This is a genomic window from Nocardia pneumoniae NBRC 100136 (genome assembly GCF_000308755.1).
Taxonomy (GTDB): Bacteria; Actinomycetota; Actinomycetes; order Mycobacteriales; family Mycobacteriaceae; genus Nocardia; species Nocardia pneumoniae.
This window is the reverse complement of the sequence record NZ_BAGF01000062.1, coordinates 111,420-134,735: the sequence shown is the minus strand read 5'-3', so window position 1 is coordinate 134,735 and position 23,316 is coordinate 111,420. Positions and strand designations below refer to the sequence as shown.

Here is a 23,316-nt window from a genome sequence, read left to right as displayed (position 1 = left end):
CGGGGGGCTTCCGGCCCGCGCGCGGACTGTCCTGCGTTGCCCGTCGTGTTCGCCACCCTCGTGCGAGGATGACAGGCACGGCGCGAGGAATCCGGTGTGGCAGTGGGTTTCGCCGAGCGCAAGGTGCAGATGGTGCCCATCCATCGGAAAGAAGTGCAAGGTGGATAGCGGAGACTTCGACATGGTGATAGTCGGCTATGCCCGGTTGTTCGGCGACCTACTCGAAGCCGATGTGGTGGCCGAGCTGCGCAAGCTGGGGCAACCGCCGGACAACACCTGGGGAGCGTTGTTCATTTACGACCGCAATCCGGATGGCAGCCGAACCAAGTGGACGTTGCTCACCGCCGATTTCGCTTACGCGGAGATGCTGGCCTCCCGCGTCGGGCAGATAGAACTGTCCACCCAGCTTCTCCGCGAGCGTTTTCCCTGGTATCAGCGCGGGTGGGTCATCGATGACGACGATGACACACCCGATGATTCGGAGTAACCGCACGCTCATGTCGCTGATCTGTTGAGAGATCCACGCTGGCACGGCGATCTGGTCGTCAGGTCAGCTGGTGAAGGACTCGGGTCCGAATCGGCCCCACGCCACGGAGACGGCCAAGGCGAGATAGATCAGGTTCAGCCAGATGAACTTCGCTTCGCCGTCGCGGAGATGGGTGATCATCGCGCCGAGCATCAGCACGATCCAGCAGACGGCGGTCACCGGCACCATGACCGGCGCGATGTCGAGCGCGGCGGGCAGGATCAGGCCGACCGCGGCAAGGAGTTCGAGAACCCCGAGGGTCTTGACGAAGCCGACGCTGGCGTTTGCGGTCCATCCCCCGCCAGCGGCCTCGGCCAGCTTCTGTTTGGGCACGAAGGTTTTGGTGATGCCGCCGACCAGGGCGACTGTGGCCAGCAGTCCGGCAGCGATCCACAGGGCGAGGTTCATGAGATCTCCTTGCAGGTTGTCGACTCCGGTCTGGAAGCCGGAGTCGCGATCAGGTCGCGCATAAGATGCCGCCGACCCGATCCCTGTGACAGCTCTGCCAGGTGATCCCCGTCACAAGCGCTTGCTGGTCCTGCATTCGCGGCGATTGATCAGTTTTGAAGAAGCCGCCGCGGCGTCAGCTCCATAGCATGATGAGTGACCCCATCGAGGCTGGTAGAGAGGAAATCGGCAATGAAGAACGCGCAGAAGTCGGCCAACGGAACCGCGAAGACCAAGGCGGCCGTGGGATTCACGGACGAAGAACGAGCCGCGATGAAAGAGCACGCCCAGGAGCTGAAGACGGCCGCGCGCCGCGGCTCGCGCGCGACCAAGGAGGACGGCGAGAAAGACGTGCTCGCGAAGATCGCCGAGATGTCGGAGTCGGATCGCGCCATGGCCGAACGGATCCATGCCGTCGTCACAGCCAGCGCACCGGACCTCATGCCGAAACTGTGGTACGGCATGCCCGCGTACGCCAAGGACGGCAAGGTCGTCTGCTTCTTCCAAACCGCGGCGAAGTTCAAGTCGCGGTACGCGACGTTCGGCTTCAACGACATCGCCAACCTCGACGAAGGCACCATGTGGCCGACCTCTTTCGCGCTGACGAAGCTGACCGCCGCCGAGGAGGCGAGGATCGCCGAGCTGGTGAAGAAAGCGGTGAGCTGAAGTCACCCGACCGGCCGCGTCCGCTGGGGACCATGGTCGATGGTCGTGGTCAGGCCGCGGGCGTGCGGCCATGCCTTGGCGAGTGCGAGTAGCTGGTGTAGTTCCGCGGTGAGGTCCCGCGCGCCCGGTTGGACGTGGTGCCGGGGCATGGACGGGCTCGCGTTCGGGGGGTGCCCGGCAGCTTTGGCGGCAATGGCCTCGGCGATGCGGCGGGCATGGATATGGGGGTCACCGTCGGTGGCGGCCAGATTGTCAGGGGTGTCGCTATAGCGTTTGAGGTGTAGCAGGCTGTCGCGGATCTCCACCGTCATGCGGTGCAGACGGATGGCCGGGTCTGTTCGGCCGTCGCGCCGCATCTCCAGGACGACTTCGGGTACGGCCGCGGTGAGATCGGCCCACAGCGGGTGCAGGCGGCGGCAGTAGCGGCCGGTGCGGTCCCATCCGATGCGGGTGAGCACGGTGCTGATCAGCGGCACCGTGACCACGGCGGGAGCGCCGACGGCCGAGATGAGGAAGCCGCTCCATGCTTTCCAGTGCATCTCGGGATCGAGTGACGGTCGGCCTGTCATGACACTGTAGGTGGCCTCGATCGGGTAGACGACCGCGACAATCCCCAGGGCCACCGCGGTGCACAGAACCGCTGCGCACAGTGCGCGTTCTTGCCAGGTGGTGTCGCCCGGGGTGCGCATCTCGCGCACACTCACCCGGCCGACGAGCAGCGCGGTGGCGCCGAGCGGAAGGCCGAACGCGATCCAGACCACGACAGCGGGCCAACCCAGGGCTTGGTCGATCAATTGGTCGGCGCGGCGGGCGGGCGTCCCCGCGATCAGGATGATGGCAGTGGCGGTGATCGCGACGAGGTCGTAGCGCCGCTGCCTGCGCCACGTGTGGGCCGGATCGGCGCCTGCCCACAACGTGGCGATGCCGTAGATATTCGAGATGGTCAACACGGTTGCTCCCAGCGAGAGCTGGCGGGCGAGGTTCACCACGTCGCTGTCGTCGCCGGGCAGCAGCCTGGCCAGTGCCTGCTCGAACCATGCCGCCCGCAACAGATGTTCAGCGATACCGGCGGCGAGCCCGCGGTTGATGAGCCGGTCGACGACGCTGTCCCGCAACAGCCACCACCGACCGGCGAGCACCACCGTGAGAGCTGTAAGGACGGGCCAGACGATCAGATCCGGTATCGGGGAGGTCATCTCGCCGGTTCATCGATGCCGGTTCCGGAAGAACGTCGAGCGGAACCGGCTCGCCGACCGCTTGGGCAGCATCGCTTCGACCAGCAGCAGATCGGCGAAGGTTTCGGCGGCGCGTTCACACTCACTGTCGTAGTCTTGGCGGCGCAGTACGCCGCGGATGGTCTCCAGCGACAGCGAGGGCATCAACTCGCGCAACGACAGATCATCCGCGCCGTCACCGGGACCGCTCGCGGTCTCTCCGTGACCGAGCAGCATGTGCCCGAGCTCGTGGGCGATGATGTGATCGGCATGCCATTCGGTGTCGGCCCCGTACATGATCACGTCATCGTCTTCCCGGGCGATCCACAGACCGCTTCCGGTGCCGCATCCGGTACCCGAGAGTGCGCCGACATCGATCGGGCACATCGTGATCGGCCGCCCCCGGTACTCGGCCACTCGAGCGACGTATTCCGTTGTGTCCCAAGGGTATGGGATCGGCACCAGACGACTCAGCTCCTCGAATCGCGGAGCCAGATCTTCCATTACGCGTTCCCCTCGTCGATCACGTCGCGCCTGAGGATACTCCCGCGATGCCAGTCTGCCCGCTCGAGACCATTAGGACCGGGCACAGAGATCAGACCGCCGCGGTCGAGCGCGCCCGAGCGTAGTCGGCGGTCCGAAAGATGCCGGGAACCGTCGTATCGCCCCAGCTCGCACCGCGTGACCTCGGGATTCGGCGGGGGTGATCGGGATTCACCGGGATTGGTTCGGACCTGAGTAGGGCGATTTGTGGACCGCGTCCACGGCCGCGCACGTCCGGTCGATAGTGAGCTGAGTAGTTACGTCAGTCCCTCTTTGGGGCAGGCCGCACCATGTACAACGGTGGCTTGAAGTTGTCCGGTCGGCAGTGAGCCAGTTGCTCGCGCAGCGCCTCCGTCGCCGCAGGATCGGTCGCGTGAGTCAGTTCGATAACGCGGCGCACGGTGAGAGCGTCAACGCCGCGGGCGTCGGCTGACGTCGTGTAGCCGTCGATGATCTCGAGCGTGTCTGGTGCGGGCATCATCGGTAGGCGCCGGTGCGTCAGCCGGTCGCGTTCAATGTCGATGTCGCTGTATCCGCGGCGCTCGCGTAGCAACCGCTCGATCTCATCGAGAGAGGACGTTCGCGTGAGAAGCGCCGCCAGCGAGGATTCCGCAAGGGCACTGGCGTCGATCCGATAGACGCGCGTGGCAGCTTGGGTGACCTCTACGACAACACCGCGCTGGGTCTCGACGGAGCCGCGCCAGCCGGACGCAGCCACGGCCAGCAGAGCATTGGCCTCCGATGGGTGCCATGACCAGACGCTCGCGAATCCTTCCGCGTCCCCAGCTACCAGGTCGCCGACATCCTCGGCACCCAGAGCGTTCAACCGGCCGTCAAGCTCCGCACGGGACAATTCGCCGTCGAGGCCGATACCGGTAACGAGCACCTGAGTCGGCAGCCCGGACGTAATTGCGGCGGCCAAGGCAACGGAGTCGGCGAGCGGACTCCGTAATCCCGGCTCATTTCCAGCAGCCAGGATGTCGCCACCGACGTCGATCACCGCGAGCTCATCAGCTTCAAAGGTCGCTGCCGCGCAACGGATCTGACGCACGAGACCGCTCGTCCCCGCCTCGATGTCCATCAGTAGAAGCGGCTGCACGACATGCTCCGCGAGGCGCGGGAGTGTTGATTTCCCGGCGGCACGCAGGGCCGCCGTGGGTGGCACCTCGGATACTCCGCCGCGGTCGATCAACCCGTAGAATTCGGCCCGCATCCTGGGGCCGGGTGCCGGATCTATCATCAGCCGGTCCCACGAGTAGCTCATGATGGCGGCCACGCCCAGAGCTGGCATTTTGTCGGCGAGCACGGCGGCCGTGACCGCGTCTCCACCGCCGCCCGCCGCGATCGCTACTGCCGTCATCGTCGAATCCACGACTCCTACACTGACCAGTGGCCGATGGTACGCAAAACGAAGGATGCAAGGGGTGCCCGAAATCGAGGAGGTACTTCCGAAGTACCTGCAAATCGCAGGATACCTGCGCGATCAGATTGTGCGCGGCGACCTTCCTCCCGGTTCTGAAGTCCCATCCGTACGCGAACTCGCGGCGGAGTGGCATGTTGCCCGGCCGACAGCCAGCAAAGCTCTCGACGCACTGCGGCAGCAAGGTCTGGTCGAATCGCGTCGCGGAAGCGGCACCTACGTCCGTACGCCCCAGGCCGCGCCCAGAGCGCGGGAGCGGTATGAACGTGCAGCTGCGCTCGGCACCATGTATTCCGACTCGGAGTCGGTGCGGTTCCCGTTCGTCGGCATCGTCGAGGCACCCACGCACGTGGCGGCAGCGCTCGGCCTGACCTCGGGCTCCGCAGTGATCCAGCGTCAACGGGTAATCAACGGCAGTTGTGGACCGCTCGAGCTGTCCACGTCGTGGTTCGCCGCTTCACTGGCCGAATCGGCACCGCGACTACTGGTGGCCGAGCGGCTGCGCGGTGGGACCGTTCGGTATCTCGCCGGTGTGCTCGGCATCCGAGCGGCGTACGCCCGCGACCAGGTATGCGCCCGGCAGGCAAGCGCGGAGGAACGGCAGGCACTTGCACTGCCCGACCACGCGCCAGCGTTGGTCTACTGGTTGACGGCCTACGACTCCAACGATCGCCCGCTCGAATTCGACGAAGCGGTGTACCCGCCGGAACGTTGGGCGTTCCCGCAGGAGTATTCGATTATTTTCTAGGCATCGCACGCCCAATGCCGAAATTTCTCCCTCCTCTCCAACTGTCCTATGACACTTTTGTCGAATGCGTCATAGTTCACCTAGCCCCGCCGCCGGGTGACCCTCATCCTCGGCGGTGGGTGCGCTCCAAGGCCCGAACCAGACGCCGGGGGAATCCCATGGCTGAACCAGAAATTGCCGCCCTGATAGCTCGCGACGACGAACTGCTCGACCGATCCGTGCTCCCGCACGGCTGGCCGCATGAAGCACCAGACCGGCCGCTCAGCATCGAGGGCGCACACCAAGCGATGCAGCGGCACGCCTCGTGCCCGCTCGACACCTGCGCCCGTAAGCGCGCCGCGCACAAGGTGCTCGTCGAGGCCGGTCGCATCGTGCCCGACCCGCGCAACTCCAGGAACCTCGCGTGATCCGCGAGCTTGCCCAGCTCTACGGGCACGACGACCAGGACGAGCGGCTCGCCACGTGGATGCAACGCGAAGACGGGTCGTGGTGGGAGGTCGACGATTACGGCATCGCGCACCCGGTCGGCACGGGCCACGACGACGAGTTCGCCGAGATCGACGCCGCCGCGCAGGCCGCACTCGCTGCCATCGCACCGCCGCACGTGGTCGATGTTGCACCGCTGTCGGTGATCGACACCGAGGTCGACCAGTGACGGCCGCGGCCGTGGCGCTACCAACACCCGAGGAGCGCGACGCCGGGATTCGCCGGTACTACAGTCTCGGAGCGTTCGCACTGCTCGCCGGTGTGCCGTACACCAAGCTCCTCGCATGGCGGCACGGCGAGCACGTCTGGGTGCCGTCGCCCGATATCCAAATCGGTCGGTGGCCGGGGTTCTCGCTCGCCTGCATCCGCGCCTGGTCGCCCGACGGCAAGCCGTTCCGCCGCCCCGCCACGGCAACATTCGCCAATGCCGCCGACACGATGCGCCACTACGGCATGTGCCGCCGAACACTGTGGGCGTGCATCGGTGACGGCTCGATTCCTGCCTCGGTCGTGTGGATCGACGACCGGCCCGGATGGCGGACATGGTGACGGGCAGTCATGGGCACCGCCCGAACACCTCACGGCAGTACTGAGTATCCGCTGCAGGGGGCTGTTCTGATCTCTCCCGTGGGGTACGGGAGTAGTAGGTAGTGGAGGATATCCATGAGATACAACGCGATTCGCGCAGCCGTCACGGTTGTCGCTGCCAGCGCCGCATTGCTCGCCGGGCAGACGCTCACCACCACGCCGCTCGCGCAGGCAACTGACCGTGCCTGCACGTTCGCCTTCAACAAGGAGCCCTACCTGCTACACAAAGCCGTCGTCGTCGGCGGAACAGTGAAATGCGATCCCGCGCCGCTCGCATTCCGCATCGAGTTGCAGCTGTGGCACCGGTCGGGCACCAGCAACCCGAAGCCGAAGGGGGAACCCGGCATTTCCACGCAGATACCCAACCCCACTACTCACATCGCCACAATGGCGTTGGACTGCGTACCCGGCATGTGGCAGGGCAAGATCGTCATGCGGGCTACCTGGGACACCGGGACGAACGAGGTCCGCAAGGAGACCATACCGGCCATCATCCAGTGCTAGGTTGACCCCGTGAAGCTGCTCTATCTCAGTAGCGGCCCTGTCACATGGTCCACTCGCTGGCTCTGGCTGCGCCAAACCCTGTACCTCTGGGTCCGGGGTGTCTCCCGCGCGCCCGGCTACACCGGCGAGAACCAGTGGCACGCTCGCCGTGAATACGGTGGTTGGGTGATCCGTCCGGCCAGTGGATGGCGTCGGCTCCGCTGGATAACCCCGCCACTGCACTACACGCGCGCCATCCCCGCAGACGACATGGACGCCGTCGGCAGTTGGATGCTGGAGAAGCTGGAGAGGTAGTCCGGTAATCCTGGATACAGCGGCCCCGCCCGGTCCCCTTCCGGGTGGGGCCGCTCCACGTCCGGGGCTGCGGCTGTGCGATTTTCGCGGAACCTGTTGCCGCAAAACGCATTGGCTGTCAAGCTAATCGCCACGCGACAACTCCCGTCGGGAGCCGCCTTCGGATCGCGTCAAACACCTATTTCTGCAGGGGAACCTAATGAGGCAGCTCATCTCAGCTGTGATCGCGACTGTTCTGGCGTTCGCACTCACCTTCGGGTCAGTAGCTACCGCGTCAGCTGAGCCTCAGCCAGCCGAGCCCGTCGCGGCCGCGTCCGATCCTGCCCCGGCGCAGCCTGTGATGCCCATCGGTGTCTGCATGATGCCCGGTGACACAATCGAACTGCGCGCTCTGATCGGCGCGGTCCTCGGCGGGCTCGCGGGGTTGCCGATCTTCATCATCGGCGCGATCCCAGGAGCGCTGATCGGCGCGGGGTTTGGGGCGCTGTCGCATGTGATCGCATCGTGGTCTGTCCAGCAGATGGGTGGATGCACCAGATGACGAGGAGCACAGGGATCGAGCACGGCAGAGGCGTCACTTACCCGCGGCGCGTGCGAGCTCCTCGGGGTAGCGGGCTCCGGCGACGGCTTCGGCAGGGGCCGCCGCCTCGATGCGGGTCAGATCCTCGTCGCTCAACTCGATGTCGGCTGCGGCGACGTTTTCCTCCAGGTAGGTGCGGCGTTTGGTGCCGGGAATCGGCACCACGTCGGCGCCGCGGCTGTGTACCCACGCCAACGCCAATTGCCCTGCGGTGATGCCCTTTTCTTCGGCTAGGCCGCGGAGTGCGGCGACGATGGCGAGGTTGCGGTCGAGGTTGCCGTCGGCGAAGCGGGGCAGTCGGTGGCGCATGTCGTCGGCGGGCAGATCGGCGGTGGAGGTGATGGCGCCGGTGAGGAACCCGCGGCCCAGCGGAGAGAACGGCACGATGCCGATGCCCAGCTCGCGGCAGGTCGGCAGGACTTCGGCTTCGATGTCGCGGGTCCACAGCGACCACTCGCTCTGTAGCGCGGTCACCGGATGCACGGCGTGGGCGCGGCGGATGGTCTCCGCCGACGCCTCGGAGATGCCGAGGTAGCGCACCTTGCCTGCGGCCACCAGCTCCGACAGCGCGCCCCAGGTTTCCTCGATCGGCACGTCCGGATCGACGCGATGCTGGTAGTACAGGTCGATGTGGTCGACACCGAGCCGGGCCAGCGACGCGTCACAGGACTGCTTGACGTAGGCCGCGTCACCCCGCGCGTGCATCGTGCCGCCCTCGCCCCACACGATGCCGAACTTGGTGGCCAGCACCACTTGGTCGCGGCGGTCGGCGATGGCGCGTCCGACGAGCCGCTCATTGGTCTCGGGGCCGTAGACGTTCGCCGTGTCCAGCAGCGTGACACCCAGATCCAGGGCGCGATGGATGGTGGCGATCGACTCCTCGTCATTTCCGCGCACGCCGTACGCCTGGCTCATTCCCATGCAGCCGAGCCCTTGCGCGCCGACGGTCAGTTCGCCGAGTTTCCTGGTCGCGATCATGCGGGAAGTCCTCCTTGGTGACGCCGGAATTCGATGGTGAGCCGCGCTCACGATCTGCGACGCTACGACCTGGAGCGCACTCCAAGTCAAGTGGCGGCGCAGGGGCGGTGACTATCACCCACTCGCTGGCGGTGCTCGAAGACTGACGTCTGCTGCGCCGCGAACGGTCGGATCGACGCCGTCGTCGCCACAGCGCTCGGGTATCGCCGTCCCGCTACGAGAATGGCTCCGTGGCCGAATCGGTCATCGCGGCCCGGAATTCGACTACCACCGGATATGTGAAGTGCAGCTGGCGGGTTGCCGACACTCGGTAGAGTGCCTCCCTAACTCGATTTCGACGTTAGGGAAGCAGCATGGCGGCCAGTCTCCGACCTGGACGGAAGTTCTTCGCACCCCCCGTCGTTCGTGCCAGCGGCGGCGTACCCCATCGACATTCGCTGGCTCGACGACTGCTCGCGGTGTTCGGAATCGCCTGTGCCGCACTGGCCGTGACGGTGGTCGCGGCGCCCGTCGCCACGGCGGACGCGCAGATCGATCACGTCGTCAAGCGCACCGACCGGTGGTTGCAGGTCTACGTGCAGTCGCCAGCGATGCGGCGGATCGTGCAGGTGGACGTGCTGTTGCCCGCGGATGCCGCGACGCCGCATCCGACGCTGTACCTGCTCGACGGCAACGGCTCCGACGCATCCGCGGGACAAAGCACCTGGACCATGAAGACCGATGCGGTCGGCTTCTTCGCCGACAAACCGGTCACGGTGGTGCTGCCTGTGGGCGGTGGCGGCACCTTTTACACGAACTGGCTGCGCGACGACCCCGGCTTGGGACACAACCAGTGGGAGACGTTTCTGGCCCAAGAGCTTCCGCCGCTGATCAACACCCAGTTCCACGGCAATGGCGTCAACGCGGTGGCGGGGGTGTCGATGGGCGGTCAGGCAGCGTTGGCGCTCGCGTTCCGCAATCCGGCGCTGTACCGCTCCGTGGCCGCCTACAGCGGCTGCCTGTTCACCAGCAATATCGGCCAGGGGTATGTCCGTGGCGCGGTCGCGGAGCGTGGTGGAAACGCGGACAACATGTGGGGGAAGGCCACCGACCCGGAGTGGCCCGCGCACGACGTCAGCCTGCACACCGACGGATTGCGGGGCAAGCCGGTGTTCGTATCGACCGGCACCGGTGTCGTCGGCCCGGCCGACGGCAATTTCGACCCGAGTTTCAGCTGGCCGACGACGCTGGCCGCGGCCATCGCCCTCGAACAGGGCGCCAACGACTGCACGGTGGCATTCGACGCCCAACTGCGCGTCCAGAACGTCCCGGCGACGGTGAAGTACTACCCGATCGGCACGCATTCCTGGCCGTATTGGCAAGCGCCGCTGCATGATTCCTGGCCGGTGCTGGCCCGGGGGCTCGCCGTGGGGTGAGCTCGGCCTATTCGAACTCATAGTGAGCGTGGGCGCTGGTCGAGCGTAGACCGCATTCATCGCGAATTCGCGTTCCTGACAAGCGAATCCGTTTGTCGACGGGGCGGTGTATGCCCCGTCACATCCTGCTGAAGTTGTCGGTCCCGTGATGCTAGGTTAAACGGAGGTTATCACTCCACTTAATACATGGTAACGGCCTGGCTCAATGGGGAAGGAGGCCGCGAGATGGTCGCCGTGGGTCTCGGTGGACCCGGTGTCGGACTCGAGTTCGCGCCGGGTGGGATCGTCGAACGGATCCGGGCGGCCGTGCGCGGTCGCGGTGGGGAGGCGATCGGGCAGCTCGTGCTGATCACGGTGCTCTACCTCGGTTACCGCGCCGGGCGCCTGCTGACCGCTGACGACACCGGTCGCGCGATGGCGAACGCGCACAGTGTGCTCGGGTTGGAGGAGCGGCTCGGTTTTCTGGGGGAGCGGACGGTTCAGGGGTTGATCCTGGACCGCGACTTTCTCGCCATTCCAGCCAATTTCTACTACGCCAGTGCGCATTTCACTGTCGCTGTCGGTGTGTTGCTGTGGTTATGGGTGTTTCGGCCCGAGCACTATCGGTGGACCAGAAACCTCATGGTGGCTTTGACCGGGGCGGCGCTACTGGTGCACATCCTGGTTCCGCTCGCGCCGCCACGGATGCTCCCTGACCGTGGCTTCGTCGATTTGGCCGCGATGTACGGCCAATCCGTCTATGGCGAGGTCGATTCCGGCGGGCTGTCGAATCAGTTCGCCGCCATGCCGTCATTGCACGTCGGCTGGGCGCTGCTGCTCGCCGTCGCGATGGTCGCCGCGACCCGTACTCGCTGGCGCTGGCTCGCCCTGGCGCACCCGGCGCTGACCCTGCTCGTGGTCGTGGGCACGGCCAACCACTACTGGCTCGACGCCATCGTTGCCGTCCTGTTGCTGGCCGTGGCCGCGGCGCTGCATCCGTTCGTGGTGCCCGCCGCGGCCACCGCCTGGGGCACCATGGGTCCTGCTCCGCGAAAAGCGGCTCTGATCAGCAACTAGTGTGATAGGGCCGTCAATCCTGTTGCGGAACCTGCCTCTCTGTCATCGGGAGGTGCGGGACCGTCGCTCCAGTACTGCCATCGCGACGGTCGGCACGACGGCCAGGATGGCAGCGGCCAGGGCCCAGGCGAAGGTGGTTCCGAAGGCCGATGCTCGGTCGGCCTGCTGGTGGGCGTCGCGCAGGTGGTCATTGAGGACGACGACGAACAGTGCGGTGCCGATCGATCCGCCGATTCGCTGCATGATGTTCAGTTGTGGTGTGGCGTCGCTGGTCTGGGCCGGTGTGAGTGTTCGCAGGGCGACGGTCATCGCGGGCATCACGGCCAAGCCGATTCCGGCTCCGCGCACCGTCATCGCGAGGCCGAGCAGCCAGTAGGGGGTGCTGTCGGTGAGGAGCATTAACGGTACGGTCGCCACCACGCCGATCACACTGCCGATGAGGCAGATTCGGCTACCGATCCTGTCGAAAATGCGTCCGGACAATCCCATCGCCACCGCGGCGCCGATGCCCTGGGGTGCCATCAGCATGCCGGTGTGAGCCGCGTCCTGGCCGCGGACGATCTGAAAATACAAGGGCATCAGGACCATTCCGCCGAAGGTGGCCGCGCCGAAGATGAATGTGGTGACCGCGGCAGAACTGAACAGCGCATTCCGGTAGAGCGAAGCCGAAGCGGTTGACCACTACCGAAGCGCGAAAGCTGAAGCGAATCGTCAGCATTGTTCACGTGGGCAATAGCGTCTCGGAACGGATCGCGATCAAGCTTGGAATGCATCCGGTCCTCGAGACCGTCGATCCCACCGTCGACCGGCGAGTACGGGTGTTCGAGTCGTCGAAGGTCTGCCTGCGTTAATGGTGTGCGGCATTGGCGTTGGCCCAGGACTGGACGTCGCCGCGGTCCAGCGCCACGGCCAGCAGGGTGGGGAACTTGTCGGGGGTGCAGGCGAACGCCGGGATGCCGAGCGCGGCCAGGGCTGCGGCGTTCTCGTGGTCGAAGGCGGGGGCGCCGTCGTCGGACAGGGCGAGCAGGACGACGATCTGTGCGCCGGATTCGCGCATCGCGTGGACGCGGCGCAGCATCTCGTCGCGGATGCCGCCCTCGTAGAGGTCGGAGATCAGGACGAACAGGGTGTCGGCGGGGCGGGTGATCAGGGACTGGCAGTAGGCCAAGGCGCGGTTGATGTCGGTGCCGCCGCCGAGCTGGGTGCCGAACAGGACCTCCACCGGGTCGTCGAGTTTGTCGGTCAGGTCGACGATCTCGGTGTCGAAGACGACCAGCGAGGTGCGCAGCGAGCGCATGGACGCCAGCACCGCGCCGAACACCGACGCGTACACGACGCTGGTGGCCATCGAGCCGGACTGGTCGATGGCGAGCACCACGTCGCGCCGCACCGCCTGGGCCTTGCGGCCGTAGCCGACCAGGCGTTCCGGTACCACGGTGCGATGCTCGGGCAGGTAGGTGGCGAGGTTTTTGCGAATGGTGCGGTCCCAGTCGATGTCTCGCAGTCGCGGCCGGGTGACGCGGGCGGCGCGGTTCAGTGCGCCGGAGACCGCGGCGACGGTCTGCGCCGCGATGCGCTGCTCGATCTCGCGCACCACCTTCTCCACCACCATGCGTGCCGTCGCTTTGGTGGTCTCGGGCATCACCCGGTTCAGGCTCAGCAAGGTGCCGACCAGGTGCACGTCCGGCTCCACCGCTTCGAGCAGTTCCGGCTCCAGCAGCAACTGGGTGAGGTTGAGCCGCTGCACGGCGTCGCGCTGCATGACCTCGACCACGCTGGAGGGGAAGTAGCTGCGAATGTCGCCGAGCCAGCGGGCCACGCGCGGCGCCGAGCCTTGCAAGCCGCCGGTGCGCTTCCCGGGTGAGGTCTCGTCGTCGGTGTTGTACAGCGCCGACAGCGCCCGGTCCATGGCCGCGTCCGCACTGGACCCCGGTCCGCCGAGACCTTCCTCCGCCGCCGAGCCCAGCACCAATCGCCAACGCCTCGATTGTGTTTCGTCGATCATGCTCTGCTCCCGTCCCTTCCCGGGTGCCACGTCCGCACGCTGCGCTGCCGACTCCGTGGCCGACCCTCCACGCTGTGCCGACCATCGGTATGAGCGCCAACTCCGCGGTGGTTGCGCGAGCTGCCGTGTCCGGGGCCCGTGCTGTGCCCTGCATCGGTGTGTGTGCCGATGCGGTGGTTGCGCGAGTTGCTGTCGCGGGGGCCGACGCTCATGCCGTGCGTTCTTTCGGCATGAGTGCCATTCCCTCGGTGGTCACGCAAGCGATGGCCTCCGAATCCGCTGCTCACACCGTTACCCCCAAGATCTCCGCGGCGGTGCGAACCGCGACGGTCGCGCGGTCCATGTCGATACCCGCCGCGGCCGAGGAGACGGCGACGGACCCGCCGTCGCGCACGGCCTGGCCGATCGCGCGGCGCTCGCCGGATTCGAACGCGCCGAAGGTGCGGCGCAGCAGCGGCAGGGTTTCGACGAAGGTGTCGTCGCCGAGGCCGCGCAGCCAATCGTCTATGAGCCGCAACAACTCTCGATCGTGGACCAGCAGCAGGCCGCGGCCGCCGAGGAACCCGTCGATCCAGGCCGCCTTGGCGGCGGCGGGGTTGCCCACCGACAGGGCGGCGGAGAGCCTGCGTGCGGACTCGGCGTCATCGATGCGGCCCGCGTCGGCGAGTAGGCGGACGGCGCGCCCCACCAAGGCGCCGTGCACGTCGTCGCGGTCGGCGACGCGGCGCAAGGCGTTCAGCCACTCGCCGGTCGCCCAGCTGTCGTCCCTGGTGTGGATGGCGGTGTGTGCCGCGTCGAGCAGCGTGCGCAGTTCGGTGGCGGCGTCGGTGTCCAATCCGGTGACCGCGGCGGACAAGCCCGCGCAGACGCGCACCAGCAGTCCGTCGGCGACGTGGGCCAGCGCCTTGGTGTCGGTGCCGCGCACGTCGCCGTAGCGCAGCGTGCGGATCAGGCCGGGCAGCGCGGCGAGCAGGTGGGTGACGTCGTGGTCGAGTGCGGCGGTGGACTCCAGCCGGGCGATCAGCCCGTCGGTCGCGCCGCCGAGATCGGCGAGCAGGGCCACTTCCAGCGCGGCGGTGAGCTCGCCGACGGTGCGGTCGGCGCTGCTCGCGGTGTCGAGGATCTTCGCCTCCGCGGCGGTGCGGAGGGTGGTGCCCCAGCGGGACGCCTCGATGATCGAGATGGCGTACTCGGGCCGCCACTCCAGCGTCCAGGTTTCCCGGAAGGTGCCGGTGCTGCGCACATCGCTCGTGGTCAGCGTGCCCCAGTCGATGTCGAGCACACGCAGCCGGTGCAACAGACGCGAGCGCGCGACCTCGCGTTCTTTGCGCAGGTCCAGGTCGATGGTGCGGGCCAGCGGCTCCTGCTTCATGCGCAGCGAACGGATCGTGGCGCGCAGGTCCGCCTCCAGCGGCACGGTCGGGGTCTGCTCCGGCACCGCGCCGAGTGCCTCGCCGACGACCAATTCGCCGATCACCAGCCGCAGCATCGTCTCGTCGCCGCCGCACAGCACCGACCTGGTCGCCTCGGTGACCTCCGACAATCCCGCCAGCGGCCGCCCGCGCAGCGCGGCGAGGGTGTCGGCGAGGCGAACGGATTCGATGACGTGCGCGCTGGAGACCGGCAGATCGTGCGCGCGCAGCACCCCGGCGACCTTGGTCAGCCACCGGGCGATCGGCCGCTCGGTCTCGGTGAACAGGTGGTGGTACCAGCCCGGCGAGGTGACGCCAGCACCGTACCCGGAGGAGGTGGACAGCCGCGAGTGCGTCCACGGCACCCAGGTGAGCCGCGCTTTGGTCTTCGGGAGTCCTTTCAACAGCCGGGCATCCGGCGCGGCGGGACCGAGCGCACCGGTGAGCGCGGGCGCATGCCACGCACCGCAGACCACCGCCAGCCGCGTCGCACCGTCCTTGAGCGCCTTGCGCATGGTCTGGCGCATATAGGCTTCGCGGCGCAGGGTGTGGGCGTCGATGGTGATCGGCTCGTGCGGCTGTCGACGGGCGAACTCGGTATCGGAAATCGCCTCGGCGACCGAATCCTGTTCCGGCGCTGCATCCTCCGCCGAGAGGTCCCGCGCTGGCTCGTCGTGGGCGGATGGGCCGGTGTGCGCTGGTCGGCCGCCCGCGGAGTCGGCCCGAGCTGGATGGTCGTTTGCGGATTCGGTACTGCCTATTCCGTGCTCTGCGCGCTCGCTGTGGGCGGAGTCGGCATTCCCGCGTTCGGCGTCAGCCGGTTGGTTATTCGCCGCTTCGGCACGGGGTGGTTGGTCGTGCGCGAGGTCGGCTTGTGCGGGTGCCTTGTTCGCGGGTTCGGCGTGGGCTGGCTCGTTCTTCGCGGGTTCGGCGTCTGTGCGTCCGTTCACGGGTTCGCCGTGCGGAGACTCGGTGTTCGCCGGTTCGTCAACGGGTCCTGGTCTGGATTCTTGCTCGCGCTCGGCGGACTCTCGCAGCGCGGCCATCGCCTCGGTGATCGGTTCGAACGCGTCGGCGTCGGGCACGGACTCCACGACCGCGTCCCACCAGCGTTCGGCGTCGTCGTAACCGCCCGCCTCGGCCAGCGCGGCGAGCGGATCGAATCGGTCGCCGGGTTCGTCCTCCACCGCGAGCACGATGGTGGCGGGTAGATCGCAGAATCGGACGGGCACATCGTTGTCCACGGCGTAGCGCAGCGCCTGCCATTCGGGGGAGAACACCGCGTACGGCCAGAACGCGGCCTTGGCCGGTGTGTCGGGGACGTAGGCCAGCAGGGCGACCGGAGGGGTCATTCCGTCGGCGGCGACGTAACCGACCAGCGGATCGGCATCGGCGGGCCCCTCGATGAGAATCATGTCGGGGCGGAACGCCTCCAGGGCCAGGCGCAGCGAACGCGCCGACCCAGGACCGTGGTGCCGGATGCCGAAAACCTTCGTCACCGGCGTGGATTCGGGATTCACCCGGTGACCTCACGGCAGGCGCGGTAGAAATCCGACCAGTCCGGCCGCTCGCGGACCACGGCCTCCAGGTACTCGGTCCACACCACCGCGTCGGCGACCGGGTCCTTGATCACCGAGCCGAGCACGGCGCCCGCGATGTCGGAGGCGCGCAGCACGCCGTCGCCGAAATGCGCCGACAGCGCGATGCCGTTGGTGATCACCGAGATCGCCTCGGCGGTGGACAGCGTCCCCGACGGGGACTTCAGTTTGGTCCGGCCGTCGGCGGTGCTGCCCGAGCGCAACTCACGGAAGACCCGCACGACGCGCCGCACCTCCTCGGCCGCCGCGGGCACGGTGGGCAGTTCCAAGGCGGAGCCGAGCTGCTCGACCCGCCTGCTGACGATGGCAACCTCCTCGTCCTCGCTCGCGGGCAGCGGCAGCACCACCGTGTTGAACCGTCGGCGCAACGCCGAGGACAGTTCGTTCACGCCGCGGTCGCGGTCGTTGGCGGTGGCGATCACGTTGAAGCCCTTGGCCGCCTGCACCTCCATGCCGAGTTCGGGCACCGGCAGGGTCTTCTCCGAGAGGATGGTGATCAGCGCGTCCTGCACGTCGGAGGGGATGCGGGTGAGCTCCTCGATCCGGGCGATGGCTCCGGTGCGCATGGCGGTCAGCACCGGCGACGGCACCAGCGCGGCTTCGCTGGGACCTTCGGCGAGCAGCCGCGCGTAGTTCCAGCCGTACCGGATCGCCTCCTCGGCCGTGCCCGACGTGCCCTGCACCAGCAGCGTGGACGCACCGCTGATGGCGGCGGAAAGATGTTCCGAGACCCAGGTTTTGGCGGTGCCGGGCACGCCGAGCAGCAGCAGCGCCCGGTCGGTGGCCAGCGTCGCGACCGCCACTTCCATCAGCCTGCGCGGGCCGATGTACTTCGGCGTGATCACGGTGCCGTCGTCCAGGGCGCCGCCGAGCAGGTAGGTGACCACCGCCCAGGGCGACAGCCGCCAGGACGGCGGGCGGGGCCGGTCGTCGGCGGCGGCGAGGGCGCGCAGCTCGTCGGCGTACGCCTGTTCGGCGTGCGGGCGCAGCAGGTCCGGATTCGGTTCGGTGGTGGTCACTGCAACTCCTCGAGCATCATCGAGCGGTGGTTGAGGTCGTGGGCGAGCTGGTCGAAGGCCCGCTCCCAGGCGGGATCGTCGCATCGGCGCGCGACCGCGGACAGCGTGCCCGCGGCGGTGACCGGCAGGTGGACGGCGGCCGAGGCGAGCAGCGAGCGGTGCGCGTTCGGGGAGACGCCGTGCGCGTCCGGGCGCCGCGCCGCCGCCCGCGCCCGCTCGAACAGCAGCAGGATCACATGCTGCGCCGCCGCTTCCGGCCACGGATGCCCCATCGCGGGCAGCAGCGCCTCGATCTCGGAGAGCCAGGAGCCGTCCAACCGCGCCAGATGCGCGGTCCGATCCGGCAGCGGCAGCAGCGCGAACAGCTCCCGCCTGCGCAGCATGGCCAGGTCGGTCGGCACGCCCGCATCGAAAAGCGCTCGTGCCCAGGCCGAATCACGTTGTGCCAGTGCGGCGTCCACCCAGCCGTCGAAGACGGGTTGCCGGAACCGGTCCTCGATCGTTGCGCGCACCGCCTGCTCCGGCGTGCCGAGCAGCGCCGCCCAGTGCGACAGTCGCGTCGCCGCGACCATCTGCCGCAGCCAGGCCGCGGGCACGTCGGGTTCGCCGTTCCAGCGGTAGGCGAATTCCACTGTGCGGTCGGTGATCCCGTCGCGCTGACTGGCGGCGTCGAGCGAGTCGGGCAGCACCGGAACCAGATTCGTGTGCCGCATCCGGTGCTCGACGCGTACCCATGCGCTCGCCCTGGCGCGCATGCGCTGCGCGAAAGCCGACTCCGGCAGCAGCGCGAGCAGCCCGGCCGCGGTGCGGCGCACATCAGCGCGCCGGTCGTCCAGCGCCGTTTCCAGCAGCGGTTCGTCCTCTGGCGCGAGGCCATCGGCGAGCACGGCGAGCAGTTCGGCCTTGATCGGACCGGATTCTTTCGGCCACGCCGCCGCGAGCTGTGTCCTGGCGGCGTCGGGGTCGTCGCGTCGGAGCCGCGCGAGCCAGTCGCGCCGTTCGGGCGGCTGCCCGAACCGCCAGGTGTCCACGGACTCCGTGGCGGCGGGCCGCCGCACCAGGTCACGCCACTCAGGATGCTGCGCCGCCAGCCAGCTGCCACGCGCGCCCGCAAGGCGCAGCAGCGACTCGCGCAGGGTGGCATTGATCTTCGCGTGCTCGAGCAGCGGCTCGCACAGCGCGTCCGGGGCCCGGTAGTCGTGCGGAGCCGCCGCGTCGAACCACTCGGGAAGGAAAGCCGAGCGCTCCCGCAGCATGCGCGCCAGGCGCGTGGCCGCCGGGCGCGGCAGCAACCGCCGGTCGTCGTCGGCCGCGGGCTCCGGTGCGGTCGCCGAGGCTGGCGCGACGCCGCCGCGGGTGAAAAGGTCTTGCAGAGCGGCGGATTCGAGCAGCCGCAGGGCCGGATCGGCCGACAATCGGTCCGCCGACCGTGCGATCGGCGGCACCAACGCGGTGGGATCCAGTGTGCGCCGTGCGGTGCCCAGCAGGGCCGCGGAGGTCAGATCGGCGCTCGCCGTCTGCCCGGCAGGGGATCGCGGCACGTCATATCCGAACGTGTCCGCGCGCGCCAAGTCGATCACCTCGCCGGTGGCGAGCACCGAAATCGGCGCCAGTCCATCGGGGTTCCACTCGCCGAGCACGGTCACGGGATGACCGCCGGAGACGGCCAGCAGCGTCCACGGGCTCGCGGTGGCGCGAATCGGCAGCGCGGTGCCATCGGATTCGGTGACATACCAGCCCTGTTCGGTCCGGGCGGGCACCACGTCGATCAGCAGCATCGGCCAGGAACGCAGCCACGGATCGGCGCCGAGCGCCGCCGCGTGATCGGCCAGCGCGGCGGCGATGGTGGCGGGCCGCTCGGCGTCGGCGGGCAGCGTGGTGAAAGGTTCGGCAGCGCCGTGCCGTTCGCCCCAGAGCGCCCGCAGGGGAGCGGCGGCCGGATAGAAGTGCAGCTCGGCGTCGGCCAGTTGCCCCAGCGCGGGAAGGTCGGCGGGGAAACTCGGGGAACCGAAGGAATGGTCGACGATCAGCGCCCATCGTCTGGTCCCGCGCCCGTACAGCCAGGTGCGCCGGGTGTAGAGGCGCTCCTCCTCGGTGACCCGGAGGCCGAAGACCATCCATCGATCCCGGACCGGGGGTTCGGCGCGCACCGCCTCGGCCGGGTTCGGATAGCCGATGTGGGTGCGGATGCTGGCGCTCAACGCGGGCGGCACGGCGTCGAGCTGCCGGTGCGCGGCGACCAGCAGATGCAGGCGCGCGTACTCGCGCAGCACGATGTCGGGCCAGTCGGTTCTGGTGGCCACCGTGGTCGGCAGCTGCCGCAGCGCCGCGGCGAGGCCGGGGGCTTGCGCGTCGACCATCCTGGCGGCGATGGACTCGAACGCGCGAAACGAGCGGTCGGTCTGGGCGAGTCCGGTGCGCACCTGATCACCGAGCCAGACGTCGAGTTCCTCCAGCCCAGCGGTCACGCGCACTCTGCGCTGCTCGACGGTGGCCGGGTTGGGCGTGCGGGACCGGCTGGCGGAGGTGGCTCGCGTAGCACGGCCGCCGATCCAGGACGCCGCGTAGTCCGCGATCGCCGTGGCGGCCGGAACCTCGCCCGCGGCCCACCGCAGCAACAGCGACAGCGCGTGCTTGCACGGGAACTTGCGACTCGGACAGGAGCACCGATACGCGGGACCGGACACATCGACGATCGTCTGATACGGCGTGGCGCCGCTGCCCTGGCATCGCCCCCACAGCGCGTCGCCGTGCTGCCCGCTCTCGCGCCAGCGGCCCACCAGCTTGCGCGCCGCCGACAGTGAACTCGCGTCCGGCGCCACCGCCGCGACCTGGTCTTCGGTCCACGGCGTCGTCATCGGACGGCTCCAGCTCGGTGGTGGCTCATCGCCTTCCTTCATTCCTCGGTTCACCGGAGTTCTACCGCAGCGCACCGACAGGCGCCGCGACCGGTGCCGCGTCGCGCACGGAACCGCTTGCCTCGGTGCCCGATTCGCCGATCCGGCAAATGTTGCGCCGGATGAAGTGCTCTGGCATCCTGTCCTGTTCGGCTCGGCCGAGCCACCCGGACGGGTGTTGACACCATCGAGCTGCCCGCCGGGGTTGGCGCGAGGGGTGGACATCGAGGCGCGGCGCAGGCGTTTCGATGACCATATCCATCCCCGCGGGCAGATTCGCATGGGCACGGTGGGCGATTCGGACGCGATCAGGTAGCGTTTCGCACAGCTTCGACAAAGGCGCCGCGCACGGGGTCGGAGGACGTGTGACGGCTCGATGTGGAGGGGTTGTTCGCATGCGCATGGATCCCGATGCCGTCCAGGCCGGCGGTCCTTCCGATGCGCCGCCCCGGTTGTCGGAGGTGGTGACCAAGCGGCTCGCCGAGGACCCCGCGGTGACGCCGTCGGTCACGCGAACCGTGTTGCGCGCCTTGGGTGCTGCCGAATCCGGTGACACCGCAACCACATTCGAGCACTCCGGCATCTTCCTGAGCGCCATTCGGGTCCGCGGCTTCCGCGGTATCGGACCGGAGACGACATTGCGCCTGCCGCCAGGTCCCGGCCTCACCCTCGTCGTCGGCCGCAACGGCAGCGGGAAATCCAGTTTCGCCGAGGCCGCCGAATTGGCTCTGACCGGTGGAAACCGTCGCTGGGACGGCCGGTCGGCGGCGTGGCGGGAGGGGTGGCGCAACCTGCACGACGGCGCCGCGGCCCGCATCGAGCTGGAACTGCTCACGGCGGGCGACGCGCCGCGGCTGACCATCACCAAAGAATGGGCCGCCGACGCCGCCCTGTCCGACGCGCACTGGACCCAGCGGTATCCGCCCGCGCCACCAACCGAATTCGACACCGACCGGTGGGCGGCGCAACTCGAGCTCTACCGCCCGTTCCTGTCCTACAGCGAACTCGGCGCGCTGGTCGACGGCAAGCCGAGCGACCTGTTCGACGCGCTGCACCAGCTGCTCGGGCTGGACGAACTCACCCTGGCGCAGGAACGCATCCGGATGCGCCGCCTGGAGCTGGAACGCGCGGTCCGGGAGTCCCGCCAGCAGCGACTGGAACTGCTCGAACAACTCGCCTCGGTGGCCGACGACCGGGCGGTACGGGTGGCGGGTCTGCTGCGACCGGCGCAGCCGGATCTCGCCGCCATCGGCCGCGAGGTGCTCGGTTCGGTCGACGACCCGGCCGGGCGGGATGGGCTGCGGGCGATCGTGCGGCTCGCGCTGCCCGCCGAGACGGAAGTGGAGGCGGTCGCGGCCCGTCTCGAAACCTGGGGTTCGGCACTCGCCGAAGGCGCCACCGCCGACGCCGAGGCCGATCTGCGCGTGCTCGAGCTGCTGCGCAAGGCGCGGGAACATCAGGCGGCGAGCGGAACCTGTCCGTGCCCGGTATGCGGCCGGGGTGCGCTCGACGACGACTGGGCGCGCGACACCGACTCCGCCATAGCGCGGCTCGCCGCCCGTGTCGACGCGCTCACCACCGCTCGCGTCGAACTCGGCAACGCCGTGCGGGCCGCGAGGTCGCTTCCGGAGCTCGTCCCGGCCGAACTGGATTTCGACCCGCACAACCCGCCGTCCGTGGACCCCACCGCGGTGCGCGATGCGTGGGCCGAGTGGGCCGCGCTGACCACCGCCGATTACACCCCGGACCTGCCCGACCGGCTGCGCCGCGCGCACGCGCGGCTGGTCGACGAGCTCGACTTGCTGCAACAGGGCACCCGCAAGGAACTCGACCGCTTGGACGAGGTGTGGACGCCGCTGGTCCCGCGGATCGTGAACTGGTTGGAGGGCGCGCGCGAGGTCGCCGCGCACGCGCCCGAACTGCGCACCGTGAAAAAGGCCGAGGACTGGCTGAAGTCGGCGACCGCGGGCCTGCGCGGCGAGCGCATGACGCCGCTGGAGACCACGGCTCGCTGGGTCTGGCGCACGCTGCGGCAGCAGAGCAATGTCGAGCTGGGCGCGATCCGCCTGCAAGGCAACGCGGGCACCGCGCGCCGCGTGCTGCTCGACGTGACCGTCGACGAGGTCGACGGCGCCGCGCTCGGCGTGATGAGTCAGGGGGAGCTGCACGCGCTCGGGCTTTCGCTGTTCCTGCCGCGAGCCACGGTGGAGCAGAGCCCGTTTCGTTTCGTCATGATCGATGACCCGGTGCAGGCGATGGACCCGGCCAAGGTGGACGGCTTGGCTCAGGTGCTGGCGACGGTCGCGTGGAGCCGTCAGGTGGTGGTCTTCACTCATGACGAGCGCCTCGCCGAGGCGGTGCGGCGGATGCAGCTCGACGCGACCGTGCTCGAGGTGCAGCGCCGCGACCGTTCGGTGGTCGAAGTGCGGGTCTCCAGCGACCCGATCCGCCGGTACCTCGATGACGCCCGCGCGCTGGTGCGCACTCCGCAGCTGCCCGCGGCGATCGCCGACGAACTGGTGGCCACGTGCTGCCGCTCCGCGGTGGAGGCGGCCAGCCTGGCCAGGGCCAGACGCACCCTGCTCGCCGCAGGCATGAACCACGGCGAGGTGGAACGCCACATCGACGCCGCGCACTCCACCAGGGCCAAGGTGGCGCTGGCGGTGTTCGGCGTCGGCAGCAAGGTCGACGATCTGAACAAGAACCTCATCGCGCGGGAAGGACGGTGGGTGGTGGACGCACTGCGCGACGCCACGGCGGGGGCGCACGTGCCGATCGGGCGCGACATGCGCGAGCTGATCGCCGAGACGGAGAAGTTCGTCGCGTGGCTGGCCCGGTGAGGCGCCGATCCCGGCACCCGCTCGGGCGGCCGTCGCGCTGGCGAGTCACCGGCATGAGTGGGCACAGCGAGCGGGCAATG

General features: G+C 68.6%; 23 protein-coding genes and 1 pseudogene. 14 read left to right on the top strand and 10 right to left on the bottom strand.

From position 1 onward, the window contains the following. Nucleotides 1–160 precede the first annotated feature (160 nt). Nucleotides 161–487, top strand: coding sequence for a hypothetical protein (locus ON34_RS21105; RefSeq protein ID WP_157172363.1), 327 nt, complete (start codon nucleotides 161–163; stop codon nucleotides 485–487). Nucleotides 488–550: 63 nt separating this feature from the next. Here the strand turns inward: ON34_RS21105 and ON34_RS21100 are convergent, their stop codons facing one another. Next, entirely contained in the window at nucleotides 551–934 is a 384-nt protein-coding gene (locus ON34_RS21100; RefSeq protein ID WP_040781916.1) for a DoxX family protein, read from the bottom strand. Between the two features lie 231 nt (nucleotides 935–1,165). On the opposite strand from ON34_RS21100, the gene ON34_RS21095 reads away from it, so the two are divergent. Beyond that, a complete protein-coding gene (locus ON34_RS21095; RefSeq protein ID WP_040781913.1) occupies nucleotides 1,166–1,639 on the top strand; it encodes an iron chaperone in 474 nt (157 codons plus the stop codon). Between the two features lie 2 nt (nucleotides 1,640–1,641). Here the strand turns inward: ON34_RS21095 and ON34_RS21090 are convergent, their stop codons facing one another. The 3 genes from ON34_RS21090 to ON34_RS21080 form a co-directional block, all read right to left on the bottom strand. Next, complete coding sequence (locus ON34_RS21090) at nucleotides 1,642–2,835, bottom strand: MAB_1171c family putative transporter (protein ID WP_040781911.1); 1,194 nt, start codon at nucleotides 2,833–2,835, stop codon at nucleotides 1,642–1,644. A 9-nt stretch (nucleotides 2,836–2,844) separates the two neighbouring features. After that, nucleotides 2,845–3,357 (bottom strand): hypothetical protein, encoded by a 513-nt coding sequence (locus tag ON34_RS21085; protein WP_040781909.1) that lies wholly within the window; start codon nucleotides 3,355–3,357, stop codon nucleotides 2,845–2,847. 301 nt (nucleotides 3,358–3,658) lie between these two features. Next, nucleotides 3,659–4,768 carry a DUF1152 domain-containing protein gene (locus tag ON34_RS21080; RefSeq protein WP_157172362.1) on the bottom strand — a complete coding sequence of 370 codons (1,110 nt, stop codon included), beginning with the start codon at nucleotides 4,766–4,768 and terminating at the stop codon, nucleotides 3,659–3,661. Between ON34_RS21080 and ON34_RS38570 the strand changes: the two are divergent. The 8 genes and pseudogenes from ON34_RS38570 to ON34_RS36200 form a co-directional block, all read left to right on the top strand. Then, nucleotides 4,659–5,027, top strand: a pseudogene (locus tag ON34_RS38570) (GntR family transcriptional regulator); the annotation flags it as partial. The gene ON34_RS21080 and the pseudogene ON34_RS38570 sit on opposite strands and share 110 nt — an antisense overlap. A 75-nt stretch (nucleotides 5,028–5,102) precedes the next feature. Further along, a complete protein-coding gene (locus tag ON34_RS37695; RefSeq protein WP_245548117.1) occupies nucleotides 5,103–5,564 on the top strand; it encodes a GntR family transcriptional regulator in 462 nt (153 codons plus the stop codon). 158 nt (nucleotides 5,565–5,722) lie between these two features. Beyond that, the gene (locus ON34_RS21070) at nucleotides 5,723–5,971 is read left to right on the top strand and encodes a hypothetical protein (protein WP_040781907.1); all 249 of its coding nucleotides are present in this window, start codon (nucleotides 5,723–5,725) and stop codon (nucleotides 5,969–5,971) included. Continuing rightward, entirely contained in the window at nucleotides 5,968–6,219 is a 252-nt protein-coding gene (locus ON34_RS21065) for a hypothetical protein (protein ID WP_040781905.1), read from the top strand. The genes ON34_RS21070 and ON34_RS21065 overlap by 4 nt, the downstream gene beginning before the upstream one ends. Continuing rightward, complete coding sequence (locus ON34_RS21060; protein ID WP_040781903.1) at nucleotides 6,216–6,599, top strand: hypothetical protein; 384 nt, start codon at nucleotides 6,216–6,218, stop codon at nucleotides 6,597–6,599. Before ON34_RS21065 ends, ON34_RS21060 begins: the two co-directional genes overlap by 4 nt. 114 nt (nucleotides 6,600–6,713) lie before the next feature. Beyond that, nucleotides 6,714–7,142, top strand: coding sequence for a hypothetical protein (locus ON34_RS21055; protein ID WP_040781901.1), 429 nt, complete (start codon nucleotides 6,714–6,716; stop codon nucleotides 7,140–7,142). A 9-nt stretch (nucleotides 7,143–7,151) separates the two neighbouring features. Continuing rightward, nucleotides 7,152–7,436, top strand: a complete 285-nt coding sequence (locus ON34_RS21050) for a hypothetical protein (protein WP_040781899.1) — start codon at nucleotides 7,152–7,154, stop codon at nucleotides 7,434–7,436. 361 nt (nucleotides 7,437–7,797) lie between these two features. Next, nucleotides 7,798–7,977, top strand: a complete 180-nt coding sequence (locus tag ON34_RS36200) for a hypothetical protein (RefSeq protein WP_157172361.1) — start codon at nucleotides 7,798–7,800, stop codon at nucleotides 7,975–7,977. Nucleotides 7,978–8,010: 33 nt separating this feature from the next. On the opposite strand, the gene ON34_RS21040 is transcribed toward ON34_RS36200, so the two are convergent. Next, nucleotides 8,011–8,994, bottom strand: coding sequence for an aldo/keto reductase (locus ON34_RS21040; RefSeq protein WP_040781895.1), 984 nt, complete (start codon nucleotides 8,992–8,994; stop codon nucleotides 8,011–8,013). A 437-nt stretch (nucleotides 8,995–9,431) separates the two neighbouring features. Here ON34_RS21040 and ON34_RS21035 point away from each other — a divergent pair, with 437 nt between their 5' ends. Then, nucleotides 9,432–10,409, top strand: coding sequence for an alpha/beta hydrolase (locus ON34_RS21035; protein ID WP_040781978.1), 978 nt, complete (start codon nucleotides 9,432–9,434; stop codon nucleotides 10,407–10,409). 225 nt (nucleotides 10,410–10,634) lie between these two features. Further along, the gene (locus ON34_RS21030) at nucleotides 10,635–11,465 is read left to right on the top strand and encodes a phosphatase PAP2 family protein (RefSeq protein WP_083889599.1); all 831 of its coding nucleotides are present in this window, start codon (nucleotides 10,635–10,637) and stop codon (nucleotides 11,463–11,465) included. A gap of 42 nt (nucleotides 11,466–11,507) precedes the next feature. Here ON34_RS21030 and ON34_RS21025 read toward each other — a convergent pair whose 3' ends face one another. Further along, nucleotides 11,508–12,110, bottom strand: coding sequence for an MFS transporter (locus ON34_RS21025; RefSeq protein ID WP_083889598.1), 603 nt, complete (start codon nucleotides 12,108–12,110; stop codon nucleotides 11,508–11,510). Between the two features lie 80 nt (nucleotides 12,111–12,190). Between ON34_RS21025 and ON34_RS38125 the strand changes: the two genes are divergently transcribed. After that, nucleotides 12,191–12,316, top strand: a complete 126-nt coding sequence (locus tag ON34_RS38125) for a hypothetical protein (RefSeq protein WP_281032458.1) — start codon at nucleotides 12,191–12,193, stop codon at nucleotides 12,314–12,316. On the opposite strand, the gene ON34_RS21020 is transcribed toward ON34_RS38125, so the two are convergent. The 4 genes from ON34_RS21020 to ON34_RS21005 form a co-directional block, all read right to left on the bottom strand. After that, nucleotides 12,313–13,470: a VWA domain-containing protein gene (locus ON34_RS21020; protein WP_040781894.1), complete on the bottom strand. Its 1,158-nt coding sequence runs from the start codon at nucleotides 13,468–13,470 to the stop codon at nucleotides 12,313–12,315. The two genes, ON34_RS38125 and ON34_RS21020, sit on opposite strands and share 4 nt — an antisense overlap. 283 nt (nucleotides 13,471–13,753) lie before the next feature. Further along, complete coding sequence (locus ON34_RS37690) at nucleotides 13,754–16,402, bottom strand: DUF5682 family protein (RefSeq protein ID WP_040781892.1); 2,649 nt, start codon at nucleotides 16,400–16,402, stop codon at nucleotides 13,754–13,756. Next, entirely contained in the window at nucleotides 16,399–17,499 is a 1,101-nt protein-coding gene (locus ON34_RS21010; protein WP_040781890.1) for an ATP-binding protein, read from the bottom strand. The genes ON34_RS37690 and ON34_RS21010 overlap by 4 nt, the downstream gene beginning before the upstream one ends. Further along, on the bottom strand, nucleotides 17,496–20,357 hold the full coding sequence (locus ON34_RS21005) for an SWIM zinc finger family protein (RefSeq protein WP_040781889.1): 2,862 nt from the start codon (nucleotides 20,355–20,357) through the stop codon (nucleotides 17,496–17,498). The genes ON34_RS21010 and ON34_RS21005 overlap by 4 nt, the downstream gene beginning before the upstream one ends. A gap of 434 nt (nucleotides 20,358–20,791) precedes the next feature. Between ON34_RS21005 and ON34_RS21000 the strand changes: the two genes are divergently transcribed. Then, a complete protein-coding gene (locus tag ON34_RS21000; protein ID WP_040781887.1) occupies nucleotides 20,792–23,236 on the top strand; it encodes an AAA family ATPase in 2,445 nt (814 codons plus the stop codon). Nucleotides 23,237–23,316 lie beyond the last annotated feature (80 nt).

Excerpts from the sequence above, each read along its gene's own strand:
- ON34_RS21055 (WP_040781901.1), top strand. The coding sequence starts at position 6,714 with ATGAGATACAACGCGATTCGCGCAGCCGTCACGGTTGTCGCTGCCAGC.
- ON34_RS21020 (WP_040781894.1), bottom strand. The coding sequence starts at position 13,470 with ATGATCGACGAAACACAATCGAGGCGTTGGCGATTGGTGCTGGGCTCG.
- ON34_RS21100 (WP_040781916.1), bottom strand. The coding sequence starts at position 934 with ATGAACCTCGCCCTGTGGATCGCTGCCGGACTGCTGGCCACAGTCGCC.
- ON34_RS21005 (WP_040781889.1), bottom strand. The coding sequence starts at position 20,357 with ATGACGACGCCGTGGACCGAAGACCAGGTCGCGGCGGTGGCGCCGGAC.
- ON34_RS36200 (WP_157172361.1), top strand. The coding sequence starts at position 7,798 with ATGCCCGGTGACACAATCGAACTGCGCGCTCTGATCGGCGCGGTCCTC.
- ON34_RS21095 (WP_040781913.1), top strand. The coding sequence starts at position 1,166 with ATGAAGAACGCGCAGAAGTCGGCCAACGGAACCGCGAAGACCAAGGCG.
- ON34_RS37695 (WP_245548117.1), top strand. The coding sequence starts at position 5,103 with ATGTATTCCGACTCGGAGTCGGTGCGGTTCCCGTTCGTCGGCATCGTC.
- ON34_RS21085 (WP_040781909.1), bottom strand. The coding sequence starts at position 3,357 with ATGGAAGATCTGGCTCCGCGATTCGAGGAGCTGAGTCGTCTGGTGCCG.
- ON34_RS21040 (WP_040781895.1), bottom strand. The coding sequence starts at position 8,994 with ATGATCGCGACCAGGAAACTCGGCGAACTGACCGTCGGCGCGCAAGGG.
- ON34_RS21090 (WP_040781911.1), bottom strand. The coding sequence starts at position 2,835 with ATGACCTCCCCGATACCGGATCTGATCGTCTGGCCCGTCCTTACAGCT.
- ON34_RS21000 (WP_040781887.1), top strand. The coding sequence starts at position 20,792 with ATGCGCATGGATCCCGATGCCGTCCAGGCCGGCGGTCCTTCCGATGCG.
- ON34_RS21070 (WP_040781907.1), top strand. The coding sequence starts at position 5,723 with ATGGCTGAACCAGAAATTGCCGCCCTGATAGCTCGCGACGACGAACTG.
- ON34_RS21030 (WP_083889599.1), top strand. The coding sequence starts at position 10,635 with ATGGTCGCCGTGGGTCTCGGTGGACCCGGTGTCGGACTCGAGTTCGCG.